Here is an 18,717-nt window from a genome sequence, read left to right as displayed (position 1 = left end):
AATGCGTGTTGATATTTAATTACATAAAAGGTAGAATATACATAAAAATACACTACCTGTACATATCATAGAGGTAATGATAATGAAAAAAATCGGATTGCTAGGGTTATTTGGCATTAATAATACTGGTGATAATTTAGAGGCCATGGCAACAAAATCCTTACTTGAAAAAGAGCTGGGTGATGTTGATATTTCATGTTTCTCCATAAATTTATCAACAATGGCTCGTTCTTTACTGGGACAGCAGCGAAGAGGACCATTAGAGTGTATTACGCAGCCTGCATATTTGTTAAAAGAAGAATTTTGGGAAAGTATTTACGATTATGATGCACTGATAATGGGTGGAGGTGGGCTTCTAGTACCTCTTCCGGAGTATGACCCAATTCTTCTATATGGTTCCCAAATAAAACATGAAAGGCTTCCCAAAACAGCCTGGAATGCAGTTGGAAGTATATGGTCGCCATTAAATGATAAAAAATTGTCCGAATGGTATCTTAAAATTAAAGAAGCTACAGAAATTATTGATTATACCAGTGTCCGTTCAATAACCACTCAGCGGTTGCTTGAGCTGGCGGGATGCGCAACTGAGATGATAAATCGTGTGCCTTCTTTAGTTACTGCAATGGAGATGAGTTGCCCGGAACTTATAAATGAGATTGAAGTAAAGTATAATCTCGACAAAAACAAGTATCTTATAGGAATATCCATTGGTTCGGAAATAACACGACCACCACTGAAGCAATTCTTGGAGGAGCTTGCAAAAACTTTGAACCAACTCCAGCACAGTATTTCGGAAGGCGCTAAAATAATTATTTTTCCTGTAGGAGAAATGTATGATGATGGTGCTGCATGTAAGATACTTGCCGACCTTTGTCCCGATGCATACCTTGTTACTGAAAAATTGACTCCAACTCAGATATGGCTTCTGGTTGGTCGGATGGATGCATACTTATCAATGAGGTATCACAGCATTATTTCCGCCATTGCGCAAAGCGTTCCAACTCTTGCATTGGATTGCTATCTTGGAAACGAAACACTAGGAAGTAAGCTGCGAGACTTGATGTGGGAATCAGAACTTGAAGAGTTCTATTTTTCACCTATTATTGAAATATGTGGTGAGCCACAATTAAGGAGTTTTGCTAAAATACCACAAAGCAACAATATATCAAAACGACTTACACAACGGATTACATATTTGCTTTCTCCTGAAACTAAAGATAGATGGAGTGCTGTTACTAAAAAACAAAAGGCAAAGGCTTTGGAACACCTTCATATGATGATAAAGTCTCTATCTCTGGATAAGTAATTATTATACTAAAGGGGCGAATGTATTGAAATATCTTGATAAAAATGATGAAGAATTACTTAATACAATAATCCTAATGAGCAATTTTCCTTCACGATCTGAAAGAATTGAGGCTCAGATGGAGAAATATTACATAGATAATCCTAATAATGCCGAAGCGGCTTTCGCATATGGGTTATTGAATATGATTAAGAGTTCGAAAAAAGAAAACTCCTTGTCTACCCAAAACGTAGATGTATTCTTTGAGGCGTATGAGAGAGTATTAAAAATTATTCCTGACTACTGGTTGGTTCATGCTCTTAAAGCTAATGTCCTTCTTTCAATTAGTGAAATTGTACGATACGATGAAGAATTGCTGGAAACTCTGGATGCCTTGTTGCAAATGCAGGATTGTACAGAACAAAAAGAAGCGTATTTTATATTTCCGTACATATGTCGTGCAGAGTATGCTTTTATTATAGAAGAAGATCGGCAAAAATGTGTTGATTTTTTAGCTAAAGGAGAAAAAGCTATTCCAATTGGAACTATAAAATTTCCTATATTAAAGAAATACTTGTTTGCCAGAATTCAGGAATTTATGAAAAAGATTCATAATGCCAATGATTATGAAATAGAAAGTAAAGTAAAGATATTGGCTAAAAAGTATTTTACCAGTGACAATCAGGGGCATCAAAATGTTACTAAATTAAGGAGTGATTATTTGTGATAGAGCTTAAAAATGTTTATAAATATTATAATAACAAAAAAGTGGTAGATGACTTGTCTCTTACAATTGAACAAGGGGAATTGTTTGGTTTTCTGGGCCCGAATGGAGCAGGTAAGACAACTACTATAAGAATGATGATTGGTTTACTGAAACCTACGCAAGGTGAAATATGGGTAAATGGTCATAACGTTCTTACAGAAAAAAAGAAAGTTCATACGGATATAGGAGTGGTATTCGAGCTTCCAAACCTGTATGTGAGATCTTCCATAAAAAAAAATCTGAAGCTTTTTGGCGATTTGTATGGAGTAAGTGATTCTCAGGTTAACAAGGTTATGGAGGATTTACAGTTAAGCAGTCAGCAAGATGTAAAAGTTGGTACACTATCAAAAGGGTGGAAGCAAAGAGTTTTAATAGCAAGAGCCATGTTGCATAAACCCAAGATAGTAGTTCTTGATGAGCCAACAAGTGGTCTTGACCCAAATACAGCAGCGTTAATACGTAATTATATTAAAGAGCTTAACAAACAGGGGACAACAGTTATATTGACTACACATGATATGCATGATGCTGATGAATTAAGCACTCGGGTAGGTATAATGTATAATGGAAAATTGGCGGCTATTGATAAGCCCGAGAATTTAAAAAGCAAATATTGTAAAAAAGAAGTTTACATTGAGTATATGAAGGAAGATAAATTAGTAAAAGAAAGTTTGCCAATGGGTACTGATGAGACAGAAAAAAAGATTGCGCAGTTGATGAGCGATGATAAAATTGTCAGTATGAAAAAAGGTGAAAATTCACTGGCAGAAGTATTTGCAACTATAACAGGGAGGGAATTAAGTTGAGACAGATAATCGTATTAATGAAGCATGAAATTAAGGATTTATTAAAAAATCCTGCCATAATAGTAGTAATACTTATGCCAATATTTATGTCAAAGGTTGTTACTGCTGCAATGAGTAAGTCAAATGCAGGTTTTTTACTTCTTTCTATTTGGATTTTGTTTGCCCAAGTGATGGTAGGCATTATGCTGACAGGGCCTAATCTTATTGAAGAAAGGGAAGGCAAGACAATAGATGCTTTGCTGTGTTCACCGTTAAATTTCAGGCAGATATTGATGGCAAAGGGCTTAACTATTTTATTATTCTCCATATTTTCACAAATACTTGTATTTATTATAAATGAAGGATTTAAATTAGTAATACTAAAATTATTGCTACCCATGATTATCGGAGGCATTATATTCGTAGAAATAGGTGCAATTATAGGCTTTAAAATAAGTTCATCAAAAAACGGTTCAGCGGTGTCGGCTGCTGTAATGGTCAGTCTATTCTTAATTGTATCCGTATATAAGACTTTACCGGGATGGACGTACAATATCTTTGTTTTTATTCCAAGTATCGGTATTACGGAAGTTCTTAATAATCTAATCCAGAACGGATGTTTTTTGTTGAAGGAATCAATTTTATCATTGGCATGGACTATAGGATTGGGATTTTGGTTAACATTAATTGGAAGAAAATACTAATACATAAGAAAATAAAATAAATAGTTTCAAGGGGGTATAGCTATGAAGCCTTTGATTGGTTATATACCAGCAGGTGGGCGTGGTATGAGAATGAAGCCTTTTAGACTATTGAAAGAATTATTGCCTGTATTTGTACCAAGCGAACAAGGTAATGATGTTGTTCTTTTAATTGAAAATGCCATTCAGACGCTGGTTATTGGAGGAGCAAATGATATAATATGTACAGTAAGCAAAGAAAAAGAAGCAATAATTCAGAGCATTAATGATTATTATGTAGGCAATACAAAAGCTAATTTTGCATTCGTATATCAGAATCTTTGCAACAATGAGTACGGTATTCCTTATGCTATAAATGAATCAGCCCCATTTTTAAGGGGGCATACAGTATTTATGAAATTTCCGGATACCATAATATATCCACAAGATAGCTTTAAACAACTTTATGAATTTCATACCAAAAAAGGTGCTGATTTGACACTTGGGGTTTTCCCAACCAGTCATGCTGAAAGGTTGGGGCCTGTAATTATGCGGGATGATGGCAGAGTAATAAGAATAGAGGACAAGCCTCAAAATCCGTCAGCTAACAATACCTGGAATATATTAATATGGGAAGACAGCTTTCTAAATTTATTGGTTGAATATGTTGAAAATACACGTAATAGTACAAGCGTCAATAAGGAGCTTCTAATGTACGATATTTTTTATAAAGCAATAGAGAGTAAACTAAATGTATATGGGTACACTTTTGAAGATGGCTTTTGCCATGACATATCATGCCTGGAGGATGCAAAAAATATCTGGAGTCAATCGGGGAATGCATTTTAGCTGATTTAGAGAGTTTTTATGTTCCCCCAACCTACGGTTTGGGGGATTTTTGCTAGGAGGTAAAATATATGAATACTAAACTGATTGTATATTATTCACTTTTTCAAAGTGGCTTGTGCAGACTAAAACTTTTCTGTCCCAAAGAAAACATCATTGAAGAATTTCTTTGTAGATTCGGCACCCATGGAATTCTTAAATACATTTGTAGATACTCCTCCGCTATCAACCAGCTTGTTTACGTAATCTCTTGTAATCTGGCATTTGACCTTCTTTTCGCTTTCTGTAAGAATATCAGTTTGCTGTTCTGTTTCGATAAATGTATGTAAATTTTCATTGAAAATAGAAAGCATAATATCATCCTGTGCAATTGTAGTTTTTTTGGCTATGCATACAGTTTTTAATGAGTCATACCAGCATTCTTTAAGTTTCATATCAGGTAAATCTTCATATTTATCTTTTATAGCCCGGAGTTTGTCAAGATATGAATTATACAGCGAATCCTTTTCACTTACCAAATCATAATACTCAACTAAAAAATTCCGTTTTTCCCCGATAAATAAATAGTCGCTTGAGAAAAGAGGTAAATTTTTATAGTAAGGTGTTATAACAAAAGAAAGCATCTGTAGCTCAGGTGAATCTTTTGATTCCATCAACAACAGATTACCAACACCAACAATTTCATACTGTTTGATATTATATGCTATATTTTGTATCTGGAGATTGGAAAACTGCCCACAGTTTATTTCATTAAGCTTATAACTATTATTAAGAATATTCAGGCCATCTTTGATTTCTTTTTCAATCATTTTTTTATTAGAACTAAAAACAGAATTATCTCTCATACAATCATTCCTTTAATCATTCATTTTAGATAGGTTGCTTACCTAACTAATTCATACCTTCTTATAATATCAGAATATTTTGGCTTTGATAAGTTCAATTATTTAACATATTTGGCAAGTTAAAACTATAATGAGCAATTGTTATTGGGATGCTGAGAGTTTTGAATTATTTCTGTAATTATCAAGGTTTTCCTATATTTGTTAATTAAATTGCAAGGTGATATAATACCCCTTACACATCAACTTACCATATAATACCAAAATTTTGGTTATGAAGGGAAGTATAAATTTATGAGTAAAATAGTGGATTTAATTATTGTGGGTGCCGGTCCGGCAGGACTTATGGCTGCAAAAACAGCAGCCGAAATGGGGCTTGGGGTTGTAATAGTTGAAAAAAATAAAAACTTTTATCACCTGAAACGTGCATGTTCTGCACAGATGATTCTGGATGATGGATATGAAAATGAATTTGTCCATGTAAATGACGGAAAAATAATCTTTGAAAGGAATAATTTCCAGGTTAAATATTCTGGGCAATTGAAAAATGTTATTGACAAATACTATTGCTCTCCCCATGGGCATAAAATTCATTTTGCCCATCCTGACAAGAAGCCATTTGCTCTTAAGTTTGATAAGAACAAGCTTCTTCAGGACTTATGCAAAGAATGTGAAAATCTTGGGGTAGATATTCGAATGGCAACTCTGGCTTACGGAGGTTCGGATATGGGAGACCATGTGAAAATAGCCCTAAAAGCCAATGATAAGCATTATACCATTGAAGCAAAGAAAGCAATTATTGCTGAAGGCGTCAATGCAAAATTAACCGGAGTATTCGGTCTCAATAAAAACCGACAACAATTTGCAACAGCTCACGTTGTAAAATACATTCTTAAAGGGGTATCTGGATACATACCTGAAAGCTGGAACTTATACTATGGAAAAGCATATCATTCCAATGCAGCAGTAATTGTAGGGCCAAGCTTATATGGCGATGATACTGTTGAATTAACACTATCCGGAAGTGCAAATATGAGGCCTGTCTCTATTTTTGAAAACGTTATTAGAAACAGTCCCCTTAAAAACCAGTTTGTCAATGCAACTGTAATAGATACTCATGGGTGTGCAGTTAAAGCATTTATGTCTCTGAAGAAGCCATATACGGATAATGTTCTCTCTATAGGGGACAGTGCCGCCTTTGTTGAAGTTGAGGTACAGGGTGCCTTAATGTGTGGGTATTATGCGGCAAAGGCTATAAATAGTGAGCTTGATGGTAAGAATGGCTTTGAAAATTATACAAATTGGTGGAATGAGTCTTTTGAATTTAACCGTGATGAATATCTCAAAGTTTCTCAAGGCTATGCACTGGTTCCGACATATACAGATGATGAACTGGATTACTTGTTCTCTTTAGTGGAAGGCAAAACACTGGAAGGTACATATAGCCAATATAAAACCCCAAAGCTTATCTGGGATTCCATTTTACAAAATAAGGATCAAATTAAAACTGAAAGACCTGAAGTATTTAACAAAATATTGAATATGAATCAATTGACACTAACGGGGACATTTTAAAGCGAAAGGGTAAATACATATATGAAAAACTTATTTGATTTGGTAGTAGTAGGCGCAGGTCCGGCAGGGCTTATGACTGCAAAAACCGCAGCCGAAATGGGACTTAAAGTAGTAATTATTGAAAAAAAGCGGGACATCAGTAAAATACGGAGAGCTTGCTGCGCTCAGTTTGTTATGGATGATGGATATGAAAATGAATTCCTGCAAATACGGGATGGATTAATATCGTTTACAAGAAACAATTTTGACGTTCCTTATACCGGTCGTTTAGTAGAAGTCACAAACAATTACCATTATTCCCCTAACGGTCATAAAATACATTTAGCTCATCCCGATGGAAGACCATTTGCAATCAAGTTTGACAAAGGGCAGTTGCTTCAGGATTTGTGGAAGGATTGTGAGAGGTTGGGAGTAGAGTTAAGGTCGGAAACCTTGGCATATGGCGGCACGGATATGGGGAATTATGTAAGGTTAGAGCTTAAATCTAAAGAAAACATTTCTGCAATTGAGGCCAAAAAGCTGGTAATAGCTGAAGGTGCCAATGCAAAACTAACTGGCACATTTGGCCTCAATAAAGATAGAGGCTTATTTGGAACACCATTTGTTTTAATATACACAATTGAAAAAACTTGCGGCTTTGAGCCCGGGAGCTGGAACCAGTATTATGGAAGTGCATACCATCCTTACGGAGAAATAATTGTTGCCCCAAGTCTGGAAGAAAATGATACTGTAGAATTGACTATTGTAGGAAACAAACAGTTATTGCCGGAAACATTTTATGATGGCATTACAAAAAATAGTCCATTGAGAGAGAATTTTGCAAGCTCACGGATTGTTGATAAACAAGGATGCTCACTAAGGTCTTACGCACCTCTTAAAAAACCTTACTTAGGTAACGTAATTACAATAGGTGACAGTGCAGCACACGTTGAGGTTATTGTTCAGGGCGCCTTGATGTGCGGATACCATGCTGCCAGGGCAATAAAGGATGAGCTTCAGGGGAAAAATGGTTTTGAGGAGTATACCAGTTGGTGGAATAATGCTTTTGATTTTAACCGTGGTGAGTTCAACGATTTTATCAGTCTGTACGGCAGTTTGACAATGATGCCTAAATATACTGATGATGAGCTTGACTACTTGTTTTCATTGCTTGAAGGTAAAGTGCTTAATGGCGATTTTAGTCAGTTTGAAGTACCAAAGAAAGTCTGGAGCTCTATATTAGAGTATAAGGAGCAGATCGAGACTGAAAGACCGCTATTATTCGAAAAAATAAAGAAAATCGATAAATTAAATATTTAAGAAAGACCTTCAAAGAAAGGTCAGCTGACTAATCTTATTTTTATAAGATAATTCATGAATTTTTTAAAATAAATATTCCAGATGCTTGCGTAAACAAGTGAAAAGGAGAAAAAAATCAATAAAGTTAAAGGTGCTGATAACTTACCGGCTACATTTGCAAAGGCCGGAATACCTACTATATAAGTTAAAAATATCATCCCGAGAGATAATGCTACGCTTGAAAATATTACAGAAATCACCATTCCCTTTCTATAAAGTAGTATCCCGATAACGGTCCCTAGCAGCCCTGTGGTAAATAGCAGGATTATTGTTTCCTGTGCACTGACTATAATAAGAATTAATGCTGAAGAAAAATAGACAGTGAAACAAAGAGAAATATTACAAACAGCAGCTATCGCAATAGGCAGAGTACTTAACGGACTTAAGGCCAACCCGATTGTGGGTAAAAATACGGGTGCTGATTGGAACAGTACAGTTATTGTTGTGAGTATTCCTCCAGTGCAAATAAACCTGCCTATATTCATTTTTCTCAATTTATATGCCTCCTATCAGGTGATACTAACAATATAGAAATAGGGAACATGATTACTGTTTTGTTTGAATTAAGGGAATTTATTTCTACAAATCATGGAACGATTTCAAAAACAGTACCTTGGTTAAAATCAGTTACATTCATTGAGCCATAAACTCCAAGATATATTTTGGTTTGATTCATATTGGTTCCCAAACTGGTATAATAGGCTGATTGAGATTCAAAATTATAATAGGTTTCAATAACACTAAAATCATTTAGTTTACAATCCGATCTTGCCCTGGTATAAGCTAAAACCCCTCTAGCAGGTGGTTGAGACCCTTCATCCCGGGCAAAGTCGGTAAACACAATGCAACCTGTTAAATCTGGGATTTCATTTCCCATATATGACTGGACTCCCGTAAGTGCAGTTGCCCCAAACTTATCTGGTCGGGGATCTTTATGGAAATAACTGATCAGAGGCGAAATTCGCTGGGTTGAAACCTTTACTGCATCATTGAAATAGGCAATTGATTCCTCATCCAAAGCCGGATTTCCGGAGCAGCCTGATATTATCGTAGTTGGAAAAGCACCTTCCCATCCTCTCCAGCCAAAGTTAATAAATCCTTCCGGGTCAGGTTCAGTTTGCATTAAAGAAGCTTGAATGAGCCGGGGAACCGGTATTGGTTTATAATGAGTGAAGGAAAATATTGACTCCACCAGATCCTGCCCTACAATTCCTACATATTTGATATATCGGTCACGAAGCCTTTGAAATGCGATGCCTGTTATATTTCGGGTGCCTTTAGCAATGACCGTAAGCATTTCCTGAATAGGCAGGGGAAGTTCATTAAAACGTGTGACTACAGGCAGATTATTGATAAACGTATTCCTTGCCACATCAATTTCTATTATTTTACCGGCGATTTCCATATCATTCTGGCTTAAATTAAAAGGATCATAGCCTGAGCCGCCATCTCCCACTGTTAATACAAGTTTACCGGTTTCAGGTGAAAAGTTTAAGCTATTAATACCGTTATGATTAAAAAATGGTCTTCTTATATTAAGTAAAGTTCGGCGTTTTTGAGATTGTCCATTGGATTGGAAAATCCATTCTTCGACGGTATCAATATGGTCATAATTAACTTCTCTATTTATCCACTTTTGGTTTAAGGTTCTTGGGTCACATGGGTTAGGCTTGAAAAATTCAGGAAGACCCTGTCTTGAAACCTCTGAACTGGGGAGGGCTCCCGGGCCTTGTGTTCCGGCCACTGAATAATGAAGATAAAAGAGACCGTTATAATAAAATTGGGGATGAAATGCCAGCCCTATCAATCCGCGTTCATCATATTTACCACCGGAAAAACCTAGCTTTAGGATTCGCGGGCGAATATCTAAAAAAGTTCTTGGGACTCCGTTACCTATGTAAAAGATTTCTCCTACCTGGGTCGCAATAAATAATCTTTCCATTGAGTCACTAGGAAGCATAGCAGTTTTCAAAACAGTGGGTAAATTTATCTTGCTGACAATAGGCCGCAAACCGACTTTAATTTTTTTCAACTGACTTTACCTATCCTTATATTCTTTTCTTTTATAAGGATATGATTTGAACTGTTCTATTAGTACTGTTCGGGGCGAGGGAGTGTAATGATACAGTATACTATTTTGTGGATCAGAAATATATAAATGCAAAAAAGGACAGATTGAGATAATCAATCCGCCCTTTTCTGACGTAAAATTAATAAAGACGTACTTCAAAAATTCTTGCTGATGAATAACCGTGTGTAGATAACACAGAAATACTAACCTTGTCAGCTATTACTTCTGTCGGCAAACTAAGAATATTGAGACGTTGGTAATTTCCTTCTACGGTCTTGGAGAATGTTTCTTTACCCCCATTATAGAATGTCACGGTATAATCCTTTACTAATTCCTCCGGAAGCTCTTTGACCTGACGACTTCTCACCTGATTGGTAATGGATGGCATAATTTCCCTAGTGAGGTTAGGATCAAAGGTAATGCGCAGCTCATGAATCTCCTGTGGATTATCCAGGGCTAGCGATAATGTTTCTCCGTCTTCACCAAGGGGTGCCGATTCCCAGCAATTGCTCTCACTGCCGATAGTACGGGCAACACCGTTTATAACTTTTTCGGGTTCGCAGCCCGGGATAAAGCTGGTAGCCGATACAGCCGCATTGCGTGCGAGGTCGCCCGAATCGGTGTTCCTATAGCCGGGGATATAGCAATCGTCTTTTAGAAGAGTTTGCTGTAATTCATCCATATGGTTTGAAATATCCCGTGGGGTACAGTTGTACTTAACTGCCATTGCTGCTGCCGTACCTGCCGCTTGACCACCTACTGCACAGGTGCCCATTACACGTGTGCTTCCAAATGCCATTTTAGAGGTACTTATGTCCCTTCCTGCCATCATAAGATTTTTTACATTTTTGGAATAATAGCAACGGTAAGGAATAGTATAAACGCCCTCAAAATTAAAAATTCTGGATGGATACTTATCAAAATCAAAGATTCCACCCGGTACATGCTCATCCATAGGCCAACCACCGTAGGCAACAGCATCTTCAAAGACTTTATTGGAACGTACATCGTTTTCATTCAGCAGGTAATCTCCTACAAGACGGCGGCTTTCACGATATCCCGGTACCATACCAACCCAGGTAAGGTCGTAGTTTTCAGCTCCATGGTCACCGCAGTTTTTAATATGATCCCATACACCGTACACACACTTTACCAATTCGTCACGAATTATTTCACCCTCAGCGATGATATCATCATTTTGCCCACCCAATTCAATCCACCAGTAGCCGGCATCCATGGCATAAAATTCAGGCAGGTTCTTCATTTCTCCTGCAACGAATTCAGCAGGGGCACCGCCTTCTCCCAGTGCCATTGTGCTGTTATAATGGCGTCGGTGCTCTAAGTCTTCTTCCGAAAAGCTGTAAGCCCAAAAAGGTTTTTCAAATTTAACAGGCTCCCCGCGGTCTACAGCCTGGAACATAAGGGTGTTACCCATAGTGAATTCGTTGGCTTCCTCGGGAGCGTTGGGCTCATTAAATTCATAGCGTGATTCACTGCCAATCCTTGATTCTGCACCTGCTAACATACCAAGGGTACCGTGACCTGTTGCATCAATGAAAACTTTTCCGGACAGCTTAAAGTCTGTTTCGGTGGTGGTTTGATGGCAGAGTATTGACATAATCTGGTCGTTTTCATATTCAGCACTGTTTAGGTTGGTGTTCAGGAGAAGGTCCAGATTTTCAGTTTGTCTGGTTTTTTCCAAAAGAACGGTGTCCCATAGGCTAAAGGTCTGGGCTGCGTTCAGATTTTTATTTTCCAGCAAAAGCTCTTCAAGTATTCCGGTTTCCGCATTGTTGGGTTTAGCCATATGGCAGCTTGCCCCGACAACATGCATACGGATTTCTCCGCTGGAGTTTCCTCCTAAAACCGAACGGTTTTGTAATAATACGGTTTTTGCTCCGTTGCGTGCTGAGGCTATAGCAGCGCAAACACCTGCAAGACCGCCTCCGATTACAACTACATCATAACATTTTTCATAATATCTATTCATAATTGACACGCTCCTTTTAGTACGCTCGGATTTCGAAGATTCTCGCATTTGAGTACCCATGTGTTTCAAGAACAGTTACATCGATGCGGTTGCCGCAAGTACTCTCAGGTAACTCATGAATATTGAGACGTTGATAATTGTTTGTGACTTCTTTAAAATAAGTAAGTTCATCTCCGTTGTATACTCTTATTTCATAATTCTTTACAAGCTCTATAGGCATACCTTTTATCTGGGATTTCCTTACACTGTTGGTCATTGAAGGAATGATTTCCTGATTTAAATTAGAATCAAAGGTTAGCCGTAGCTGCCTCATGGCCGTGGCTGAAGGTACCGTTACGGAAATTGTTTCACCTTTTTCAGAAATCTTATTTGATTCCCAGCAATTTTTTTTGTCACCTACAGTTCTCGTCATGCCATTTATTACATTATCTGGCTCGCAGCCACTAATGAAACTTTTAGCAGATACTGAGGCATCCATCAAAAGGTCTGCCGAAGCAGTATTTATATATCCCGGAATATAGCAGTCATCCTTCAGAAGAGTCTGTTGCAGCTCATCCATATACAGAGCTACCTCTCTTGGAGTGCAGTTATATTTTACTGCGAGTGCAGCAGCGGTACCAACCGCTTGTCCCCCAACGGAACAGGTGCCCATAACACGTGTAGAACTTAATGCCACTTTAGTTGTGCTTATGTTCCGACCCACCATCATTAGGTTTTCAATATTTCTGGAATAATAGCAGCGGTAGGGAATGGTATACGCACCTGGGAAGTTAATATCCGGCTTTGGGGGGCCTTGACGGAAAATTCCCGTCTGGGGATGCTCATCTATAGGCCAGCCGCCGTATGCAACAGCGTCGTTAAAAATTCTGTTGGTATATATATCATTTTTATTTAGTATATAATCACCCACGAGGCGGCGGCTTTCACTTCCGCACGGAACAGTTCCCACCCAGGTAAGTGCATAGTTTTCTGCCTCATAGTCTCCTGAGTTTTTGATATAATCCCAGATACCGTAAATGTATTTGTAGATATCTTCATTGATGCGTTCATGGTCGCCAACAATATCCCGACTGAATCCTTCAAGCTCAATCCACCAATAACCTGAATCCGTGTCGTGCTCTTTAACTCCGTTATTGTCATGACTGCGGAATTTCAACTCCTCCTTATCAAAGGAATAAGCCCAGGATGGTTTTTTAAATTTTACCGGTTCACCCATATCTTCTGCAATAAACATGAGAGTGCTGCCAATTTTGTATTCATTTGAGTTCTTTGAAGCATTGGTCTGATTAATGTTATCACTGCCAATTTGGTATTCGGCACCTGCAAAAAAACCTAGTGTTCCATTACCGGTAGCATCTATAAAAATGTCTGCTGAGAAATTATAGGTGGTTTCAGTAGTGATTTGATGACAGATAACGCTTTTAATTTTGTTATCACAGGTTTCCACACTATCCATTGAGGTGTTTAAATAACAGTCAAGGTTATTCTGAAACCGAACCTTTTCCCATAATACGGAATCCCATATGGAGAAGGATTGATAAGGATTACGCTGCTTATTTTCCAAAAGGAGTTCCTCTATAATACCTGTTTCAGTTAAATCTTTTTTGCTAAGGTGACAATTGGCACCGGCAATATGCATACGTATTTCTGAACTGGCATTTCCACCCAAAACCGGGCGTGCATGTATTATAGCTGTTTTTGCTCCATGCCTTGCTGCTGCTATGGCGGCATTAATACCCGACATACCACCGCCTATGACGACAACGTCATATTTTTTATCATAACATCGTTGTACTTTCATAATTTGCTACCTCCAAAATAATTGGTTTTATAACTTGAATGGAGAAAAAAATTATTTCCTCTATTGATTTCAACGAGGCGGGAGATATGTGCCCGTCATCTATCGCCTTGTTATAATTGTAAGAGGTTTTTTTACTGCAAACCTTAAATAAATTGCATATAATCTTTGTTATTCTGCAAATGATAAATCTTTAAAATTCTGCTTTATCTATTACAATCCTGCGATTTTGGTATGGAAAGCTGAAAACCGCATATTTATTCCTTTGTGAGGGCAGGCGATATATGATAAGATTTTACTAAAACAACATTATGTTTACTGATGGATGTGATAATTCATGAACAGATATTTTAATGTTTTAGAGTATATTAAAAATCTTACCTTAGAGCTTAACTGCCAGATTGCCATTAAGGATTTTGTCGGTTTTATTGAAAAGGACCCGGATGTGGCTCAGTTACTAAATCCATATTATATACACAAGTCATCCTTTTGTATGTTTATAAAATTAAACAGAGAAATGTGGAAGCGCTGTCAGGATACAAGTAAACTGCTGCACAAAAAATGTGAAACCTCTGACGGTTATTTTGTTGGCACTTGCTACTGTGGGTGCAGTGAAATGGTAATTCCGGTTAAATACAACGGCAAGGTTATTGCAGCCATAGGTATCTATGGCTTTGAGCTTAATGATAAACGAGCAGTTCACCGTATTGCAAAAGCGGAAAAAAAGTATGGGATAGACAAAGATAGGGCACTGCGCCTTTATGCTAAGTCTGTGAAAGACGGTAACTTGGATGTCAATAAGATTTTGATGAGATGCGGCATATTGGTGGATTTTTTTCGGATGTATTACAAAGCCCTTATAATCGCAGGAACAGTAAGCCCGCATACCGTTTATAGCACTGACACAAACAGGGCTTATATTCTATCCAATACCATTGAGTTTATACGTCTGAACTATACAAACGATATTCGCATGGCTGATATTGCGGCATTCTGCCAGTGCAGCGAATCCTATATCAGCCATATTTTTAAAAAGAGTATGAATCAGAATATCAATCAATTTATTAATCAAGTTCGTATAGACAAGGCCAAGCAACTTATCGCAGAGACATCGTGCAGCTTTTTAGAGATATCAGGTAGATGTGGGTTTTCTGATCCGAATTACTTCTCATCGGTTTTTAAAATGCATACCGGACTATCTCCATCTATGTATAAAAAAAATATTAAGACAGAGAAGGTGCAGATTTGAAGATTATAATGGGGCGGCTCTCATCCCGGATTTTTATCATAATTGTATTTTTAATATTAATTCCATTTACACTTATGCTCCAGTATGTAAAGGTTGAAATGGAATCCATCCTGCGTAAAGAAATAAGTGTTAAAATTATACAGAATCTGTCCAAAAGTGAAAATGAAATAAACCAGAATTTCAATAAAATGATAAGCATTTCCAATGTCTTTTATAATGATTCTAAAATCGCCGAGGTTTTCAGTAATGACTCATACACTTATTATGATCGTACCGTGGCCTTTAATAATATGTTGAATCAGATTTCAATGCTAAACCTTTACGATGATAGTATAGATTATATGAAAATCACTTTTTTTGACAAAGAGCATCAGGCATATGCCAATTGGAGCTTGAATAACAACAACTACTCATACCTTTTAGAGCAGGACTGGGTACGGGAAAGTATAGAAGCTAAAGGGTACATTATTTGGAGTATGTCATCTAAAGGTTATGAAAAAAGTGATTTAGGGAATACTAATCAGATTTCTCTTGCCCGTTCAATTATGGACAACAATCATTTTGACAAAATGCTTGGAACAGTTCTTATAAGCATTGACAAGCAGAAGATATCTGATATCCTTGATAGTTATAAATACTCCGAGAAGGATTCTATTTTTGCATCTACGCAAGAAGGTCAGGTTTTGTTTCACAACAATGATAGTCTTTCCGAAGATGAATTTAATAAAATTGCTATGGAGCATACACATGAACAAAATGGAAGTACTGTGCTAACCGTAAATGGAGGGAAGCGTCTGCTGAGTTTTTATACTGTTAAGCTTTTTAGCAAGTACTCACATAAGCAGCTAAAGATTTTTTATCTTACAGATTATCAAAAGTTGGAGAGCCAAATACACAAGTTGACTGTTAAAATTACCACTATGTGTATATTTTTTATTGCGGTCATATTACTGATTGCCTTTATGATTGCAAACCGGATAGCAAGTCCAATCAGGGTTCTTTCCAACCAAATGAAAAACTACAGGGTTGGTGAATCACCGACTGTATTGAAAAAAGAAAGAAAAGATGAAATAGGGGAAATATACTCTGTATACTATAACATGTCGGTGCATATTAATGACCTGTTCGCAAAACTGCGGCAGGAACAGGTGACGAAAGAAAAATATAAATATGAATCCTTGAGGTCTAAAATGAGTCCTCATTTTCTATTTAACACATTGAACAGTATCCGATGGATGGCTATCATAAGAAAGGCTGATAATATAAGAGAGAGCATAGACTCGCTGGCAGAGATTCTGAAATACAGCTTGACACAGGATGACGAAACAGTTGACCTTGTAAAAGAGCTTGAAGTCATAAAAAGTTATTGTTATATACAAAATATGCGTTTTGGTAATAGCTACTCGTTAGTGGTGGATATGCCCCAATATTTGGAACAATGCCAGATTATTAAATTTATTCTTCAACCTTCCGTTGAGAATATCTTTAAGCACGCATTTTCTCCTAATTCGACGGGGGGAGTTATTACTATTTCATCACGAATTAAAAATGGCACCCTTGAAATTGCTATTTCGGACAATGGGAAGGGATTCTCAGAAGAGGCTATTTATACATTTAACAGCAAAAGAGAAGGTAAAGCCAGTAAAATAGAGGGTTCTGGTATAGGACTTGGCATTATCAATGAGAGAATAAAGGTATCTTATGGAAATGGGTATGGGATAGATATATCCAATAACAATGAAAGCGGTGCACGGGTGAACTATTATCTCCCGGTGATTTATCCTGAATATGAAAGGAGAGAAATATAAATGAAGCGGGTCATGATAGTAGACGATGAGTATATTGTCCGTATTGGTGTTAAATCCATGATTGATTGGGAGAAATGGGGATATTCCGTAGTGTGCGATGCTATCAACGGTCAGGACGCAATTGAAAAAATATCTCAGTATTCACCTCAGATTATTCTTACAGACCTTATGATGGAACCCGTAAACGGACTTGAACTTATTGAGTACTGCAGCAAAAATGCTTTGGATATAAAAATCATTGTTTTAAGCAATTACACTGATTTTGAGAAGGTAAAAATGGCTATGAAACTTGGCGCAAGGGATTTTATATTTAAACTGACCATAAACGCAGATGAACTTCTTGCCATTTTGGACAATGTGTCCAAAGAGATAAATGAAAGAAAAATGTCAGGTAAAGATGCGGAAATGCTGCTGCGCAATAATGCCGGTGTAATAAGGGAACGGCTAATTAACATTATGATTGAGCGCAGTTATTTAAATAAAGCTGATTTGATGAAAGAATTGTGTCTGGTAAACGTTAAATGTGATTTTAATAAAACTTATGCAGTTTTGTTTTTAAGCGTAGCAGACTACAATATTGTTCATTCGTCAGGGGAGACACTGGAGCCAGATTTGTTCTCGGCATCTCTGGAAAATATAGTAGGAGAAGTAATGGACGAAATTATTATTTCTCAGACATTCCGATATGAAAAAAATCAGTGTATCGTTACGATAAATTTACCCAGAAGACGTCTCGACAGGGAGTTCATCGGCAAGGTCCAAGCAGGGTTCCTACGCATAGTAAAAAGTGTTGAGCTCTATTTTGGTATGCAGATATATGGAGTCATGAGCAAGGAAACTGTGGGTCTGGAGAACTTATCAAATGCAGTAGCTGACTGTAGAAGAGTAATGAATGAACGTTTTTTTATGAAAGAAAACAAGCTGCTGCTATGTACTGATGAAAAGCCAAAACAGCAAGGATTTCATATGCCTTCGGATTTCAGGTTATCAGACTGGAGAGAGGCATTAGAAGATTTCAATTTTTCGGAAGCGGATACACTTTTGAGAAGGACCATTAGTTATTTTTATGAGAAGGAAGGTATAGAACCTTACCATGTGAGAGAAGCACTGTATGAGCTGTACAGGGTTATAAAGGCAGATGGCCTTACAAAAGGAATTATGGTGGACAAGCTGACGGATGACAATGGCATGACTCTTTATCAAGCAATTTTTGAGTATGATTTGCTTATTAAAATTGAAGAAAGTTTTTTGTCAGTGCTTGGGTTGTATGTTAAGGAGAGCAGTAAAATCGGAAATAAAAAATTAAAAAAGGAAATTGCAAAAATTGTAGCTTATGTTAAAGAGAATCTTAGCAGTGAGCTAAGTGTTGCAACCGCTGCCCGTGTTATACATATTAGCGAAAGTCACTTTTCCCATTTATTTAAAAGTGAAATGGGGGTATCTTTTGTAGATTATGTAAACAGACTTAGGATTGAAAAAGCAATGAAGTTGCTTATAGAAACTGATAAGAATATTAATGAAATATCTTATGAGGTTGGAATAAATAGTCCGAATTATTTCAGCATACTTTTTAAGAAAATTACCAAAATGCCACCAAATGAGTATAGAAACAGCAAAATTACAGAATAGTTATACTAATCTAAAAATAATAAACGTCAAAAGTGGAAAACAATACCTAAATATA

At 37.0% G+C, this 18,717-nt stretch carries 15 protein-coding genes; 10 read left to right on the top strand and 5 right to left on the bottom strand.

From position 1 onward, the window contains the following. Positions 1–82 precede the first annotated feature (82 nt). Genes L323_RS33700 through L323_RS33680 form a run of 5 tightly spaced genes read left to right on the top strand, consistent with a single transcriptional unit; the run spans position 83 to position 4,365 of the window. Positions 83–1,306: a polysaccharide pyruvyl transferase family protein gene (locus L323_RS33700; RefSeq protein WP_020816074.1), complete on the top strand. Its 1,224-nt coding sequence runs from the start codon at positions 83–85 to the stop codon at positions 1,304–1,306. Between the two features lie 25 nt (positions 1,307–1,331). After that, on the top strand, positions 1,332–2,012 hold the full coding sequence (locus L323_RS33695; protein ID WP_020816073.1) for a hypothetical protein: 681 nt from the start codon (positions 1,332–1,334) through the stop codon (positions 2,010–2,012). Continuing rightward, the gene (locus L323_RS33690) at positions 2,009–2,857 is read left to right on the top strand and encodes an ABC transporter ATP-binding protein (protein WP_020816072.1); all 849 of its coding nucleotides are present in this window, start codon (positions 2,009–2,011) and stop codon (positions 2,855–2,857) included. Before L323_RS33695 ends, L323_RS33690 begins: the two co-directional genes overlap by 4 nt. Beyond that, the gene (locus tag L323_RS33685) at positions 2,854–3,540 is read left to right on the top strand and encodes an ABC transporter permease (RefSeq protein WP_020816071.1); all 687 of its coding nucleotides are present in this window, start codon (positions 2,854–2,856) and stop codon (positions 3,538–3,540) included. The genes L323_RS33690 and L323_RS33685 overlap by 4 nt, the downstream gene beginning before the upstream one ends. Before the next feature lie 42 nt (positions 3,541–3,582). Next, positions 3,583–4,365 carry a nucleotidyltransferase family protein gene (locus L323_RS33680; RefSeq protein ID WP_020816070.1) on the top strand — a complete coding sequence of 261 codons (783 nt, stop codon included), beginning with the start codon at positions 3,583–3,585 and terminating at the stop codon, positions 4,363–4,365. A gap of 122 nt (positions 4,366–4,487) precedes the next feature. On the opposite strand, the gene L323_RS33675 is transcribed toward L323_RS33680, so the two are convergent. Further along, positions 4,488–5,207, bottom strand: coding sequence for a Ferredoxin-dependent bilin reductase (locus L323_RS33675; protein WP_020816069.1), 720 nt, complete (start codon positions 5,205–5,207; stop codon positions 4,488–4,490). 291 nt (positions 5,208–5,498) lie between these two features. Between L323_RS33675 and L323_RS33670 the strand changes: the two genes are divergently transcribed. Both L323_RS33670 and L323_RS33665 read left to right on the top strand, forming a co-directional pair. Next, positions 5,499–6,779 (top strand): FAD-dependent monooxygenase, encoded by a 1,281-nt coding sequence (locus tag L323_RS33670; protein WP_020816068.1) that lies wholly within the window; start codon positions 5,499–5,501, stop codon positions 6,777–6,779. A gap of 21 nt (positions 6,780–6,800) precedes the next feature. Continuing rightward, on the top strand, positions 6,801–8,078 hold the full coding sequence (locus tag L323_RS33665) for an NAD(P)/FAD-dependent oxidoreductase (protein WP_020816067.1): 1,278 nt from the start codon (positions 6,801–6,803) through the stop codon (positions 8,076–8,078). A 20-nt stretch (positions 8,079–8,098) separates the two neighbouring features. Here the strand turns inward: L323_RS33665 and L323_RS33660 are convergent, their stop codons facing one another. The 4 genes from L323_RS33660 to L323_RS33645 form a co-directional block, all read right to left on the bottom strand. Then, on the bottom strand, positions 8,099–8,602 hold the full coding sequence (locus tag L323_RS33660) for a hypothetical protein (protein ID WP_242835304.1): 504 nt from the start codon (positions 8,600–8,602) through the stop codon (positions 8,099–8,101). Between the two features lie 101 nt (positions 8,603–8,703). After that, positions 8,704–10,149: a PQQ-dependent sugar dehydrogenase gene (locus tag L323_RS33655; RefSeq protein WP_020816065.1), complete on the bottom strand. Its 1,446-nt coding sequence runs from the start codon at positions 10,147–10,149 to the stop codon at positions 8,704–8,706. A gap of 178 nt (positions 10,150–10,327) precedes the next feature. Continuing rightward, the gene (locus tag L323_RS33650; protein WP_020816064.1) at positions 10,328–12,178 is read right to left on the bottom strand and encodes an FAD-dependent oxidoreductase; all 1,851 of its coding nucleotides are present in this window, start codon (positions 12,176–12,178) and stop codon (positions 10,328–10,330) included. Positions 12,179–12,194: 16 nt separating this feature from the next. Continuing rightward, a complete protein-coding gene (locus L323_RS33645; RefSeq protein WP_020816063.1) occupies positions 12,195–13,979 on the bottom strand; it encodes an FAD-dependent oxidoreductase in 1,785 nt (594 codons plus the stop codon). 334 nt (positions 13,980–14,313) lie between these two features. On the opposite strand from L323_RS33645, the gene L323_RS33640 reads away from it, so the two are divergent. From L323_RS33640 to L323_RS33630, 3 genes are read left to right on the top strand one after another with little or no spacing between them, the layout of a single operon-like run. Beyond that, a complete protein-coding gene (locus L323_RS33640; RefSeq protein WP_020816062.1) occupies positions 14,314–15,225 on the top strand; it encodes a helix-turn-helix domain-containing protein in 912 nt (303 codons plus the stop codon). Next, on the top strand, positions 15,222–17,033 hold the full coding sequence (locus tag L323_RS33635; RefSeq protein WP_020816061.1) for a sensor histidine kinase: 1,812 nt from the start codon (positions 15,222–15,224) through the stop codon (positions 17,031–17,033). Before L323_RS33640 ends, L323_RS33635 begins: the two co-directional genes overlap by 4 nt. Beyond that, a complete protein-coding gene (locus L323_RS33630) occupies positions 17,034–18,662 on the top strand; it encodes a response regulator transcription factor (protein ID WP_020816060.1) in 1,629 nt (542 codons plus the stop codon). The last annotated feature ends 55 nt before the right edge of the window (positions 18,663–18,717 follow it).

It is taken from the genome of Ruminiclostridium papyrosolvens C7, from assembly GCF_000421965.1.
Classification (GTDB): domain Bacteria; phylum Bacillota; class Clostridia; order Acetivibrionales; family DSM-1351; genus Ruminiclostridium; species Ruminiclostridium papyrosolvens_A.
Note: the sequence above shows the minus strand (reverse complement) of the source record. Positions and strands in the feature narration are given on the sequence as shown.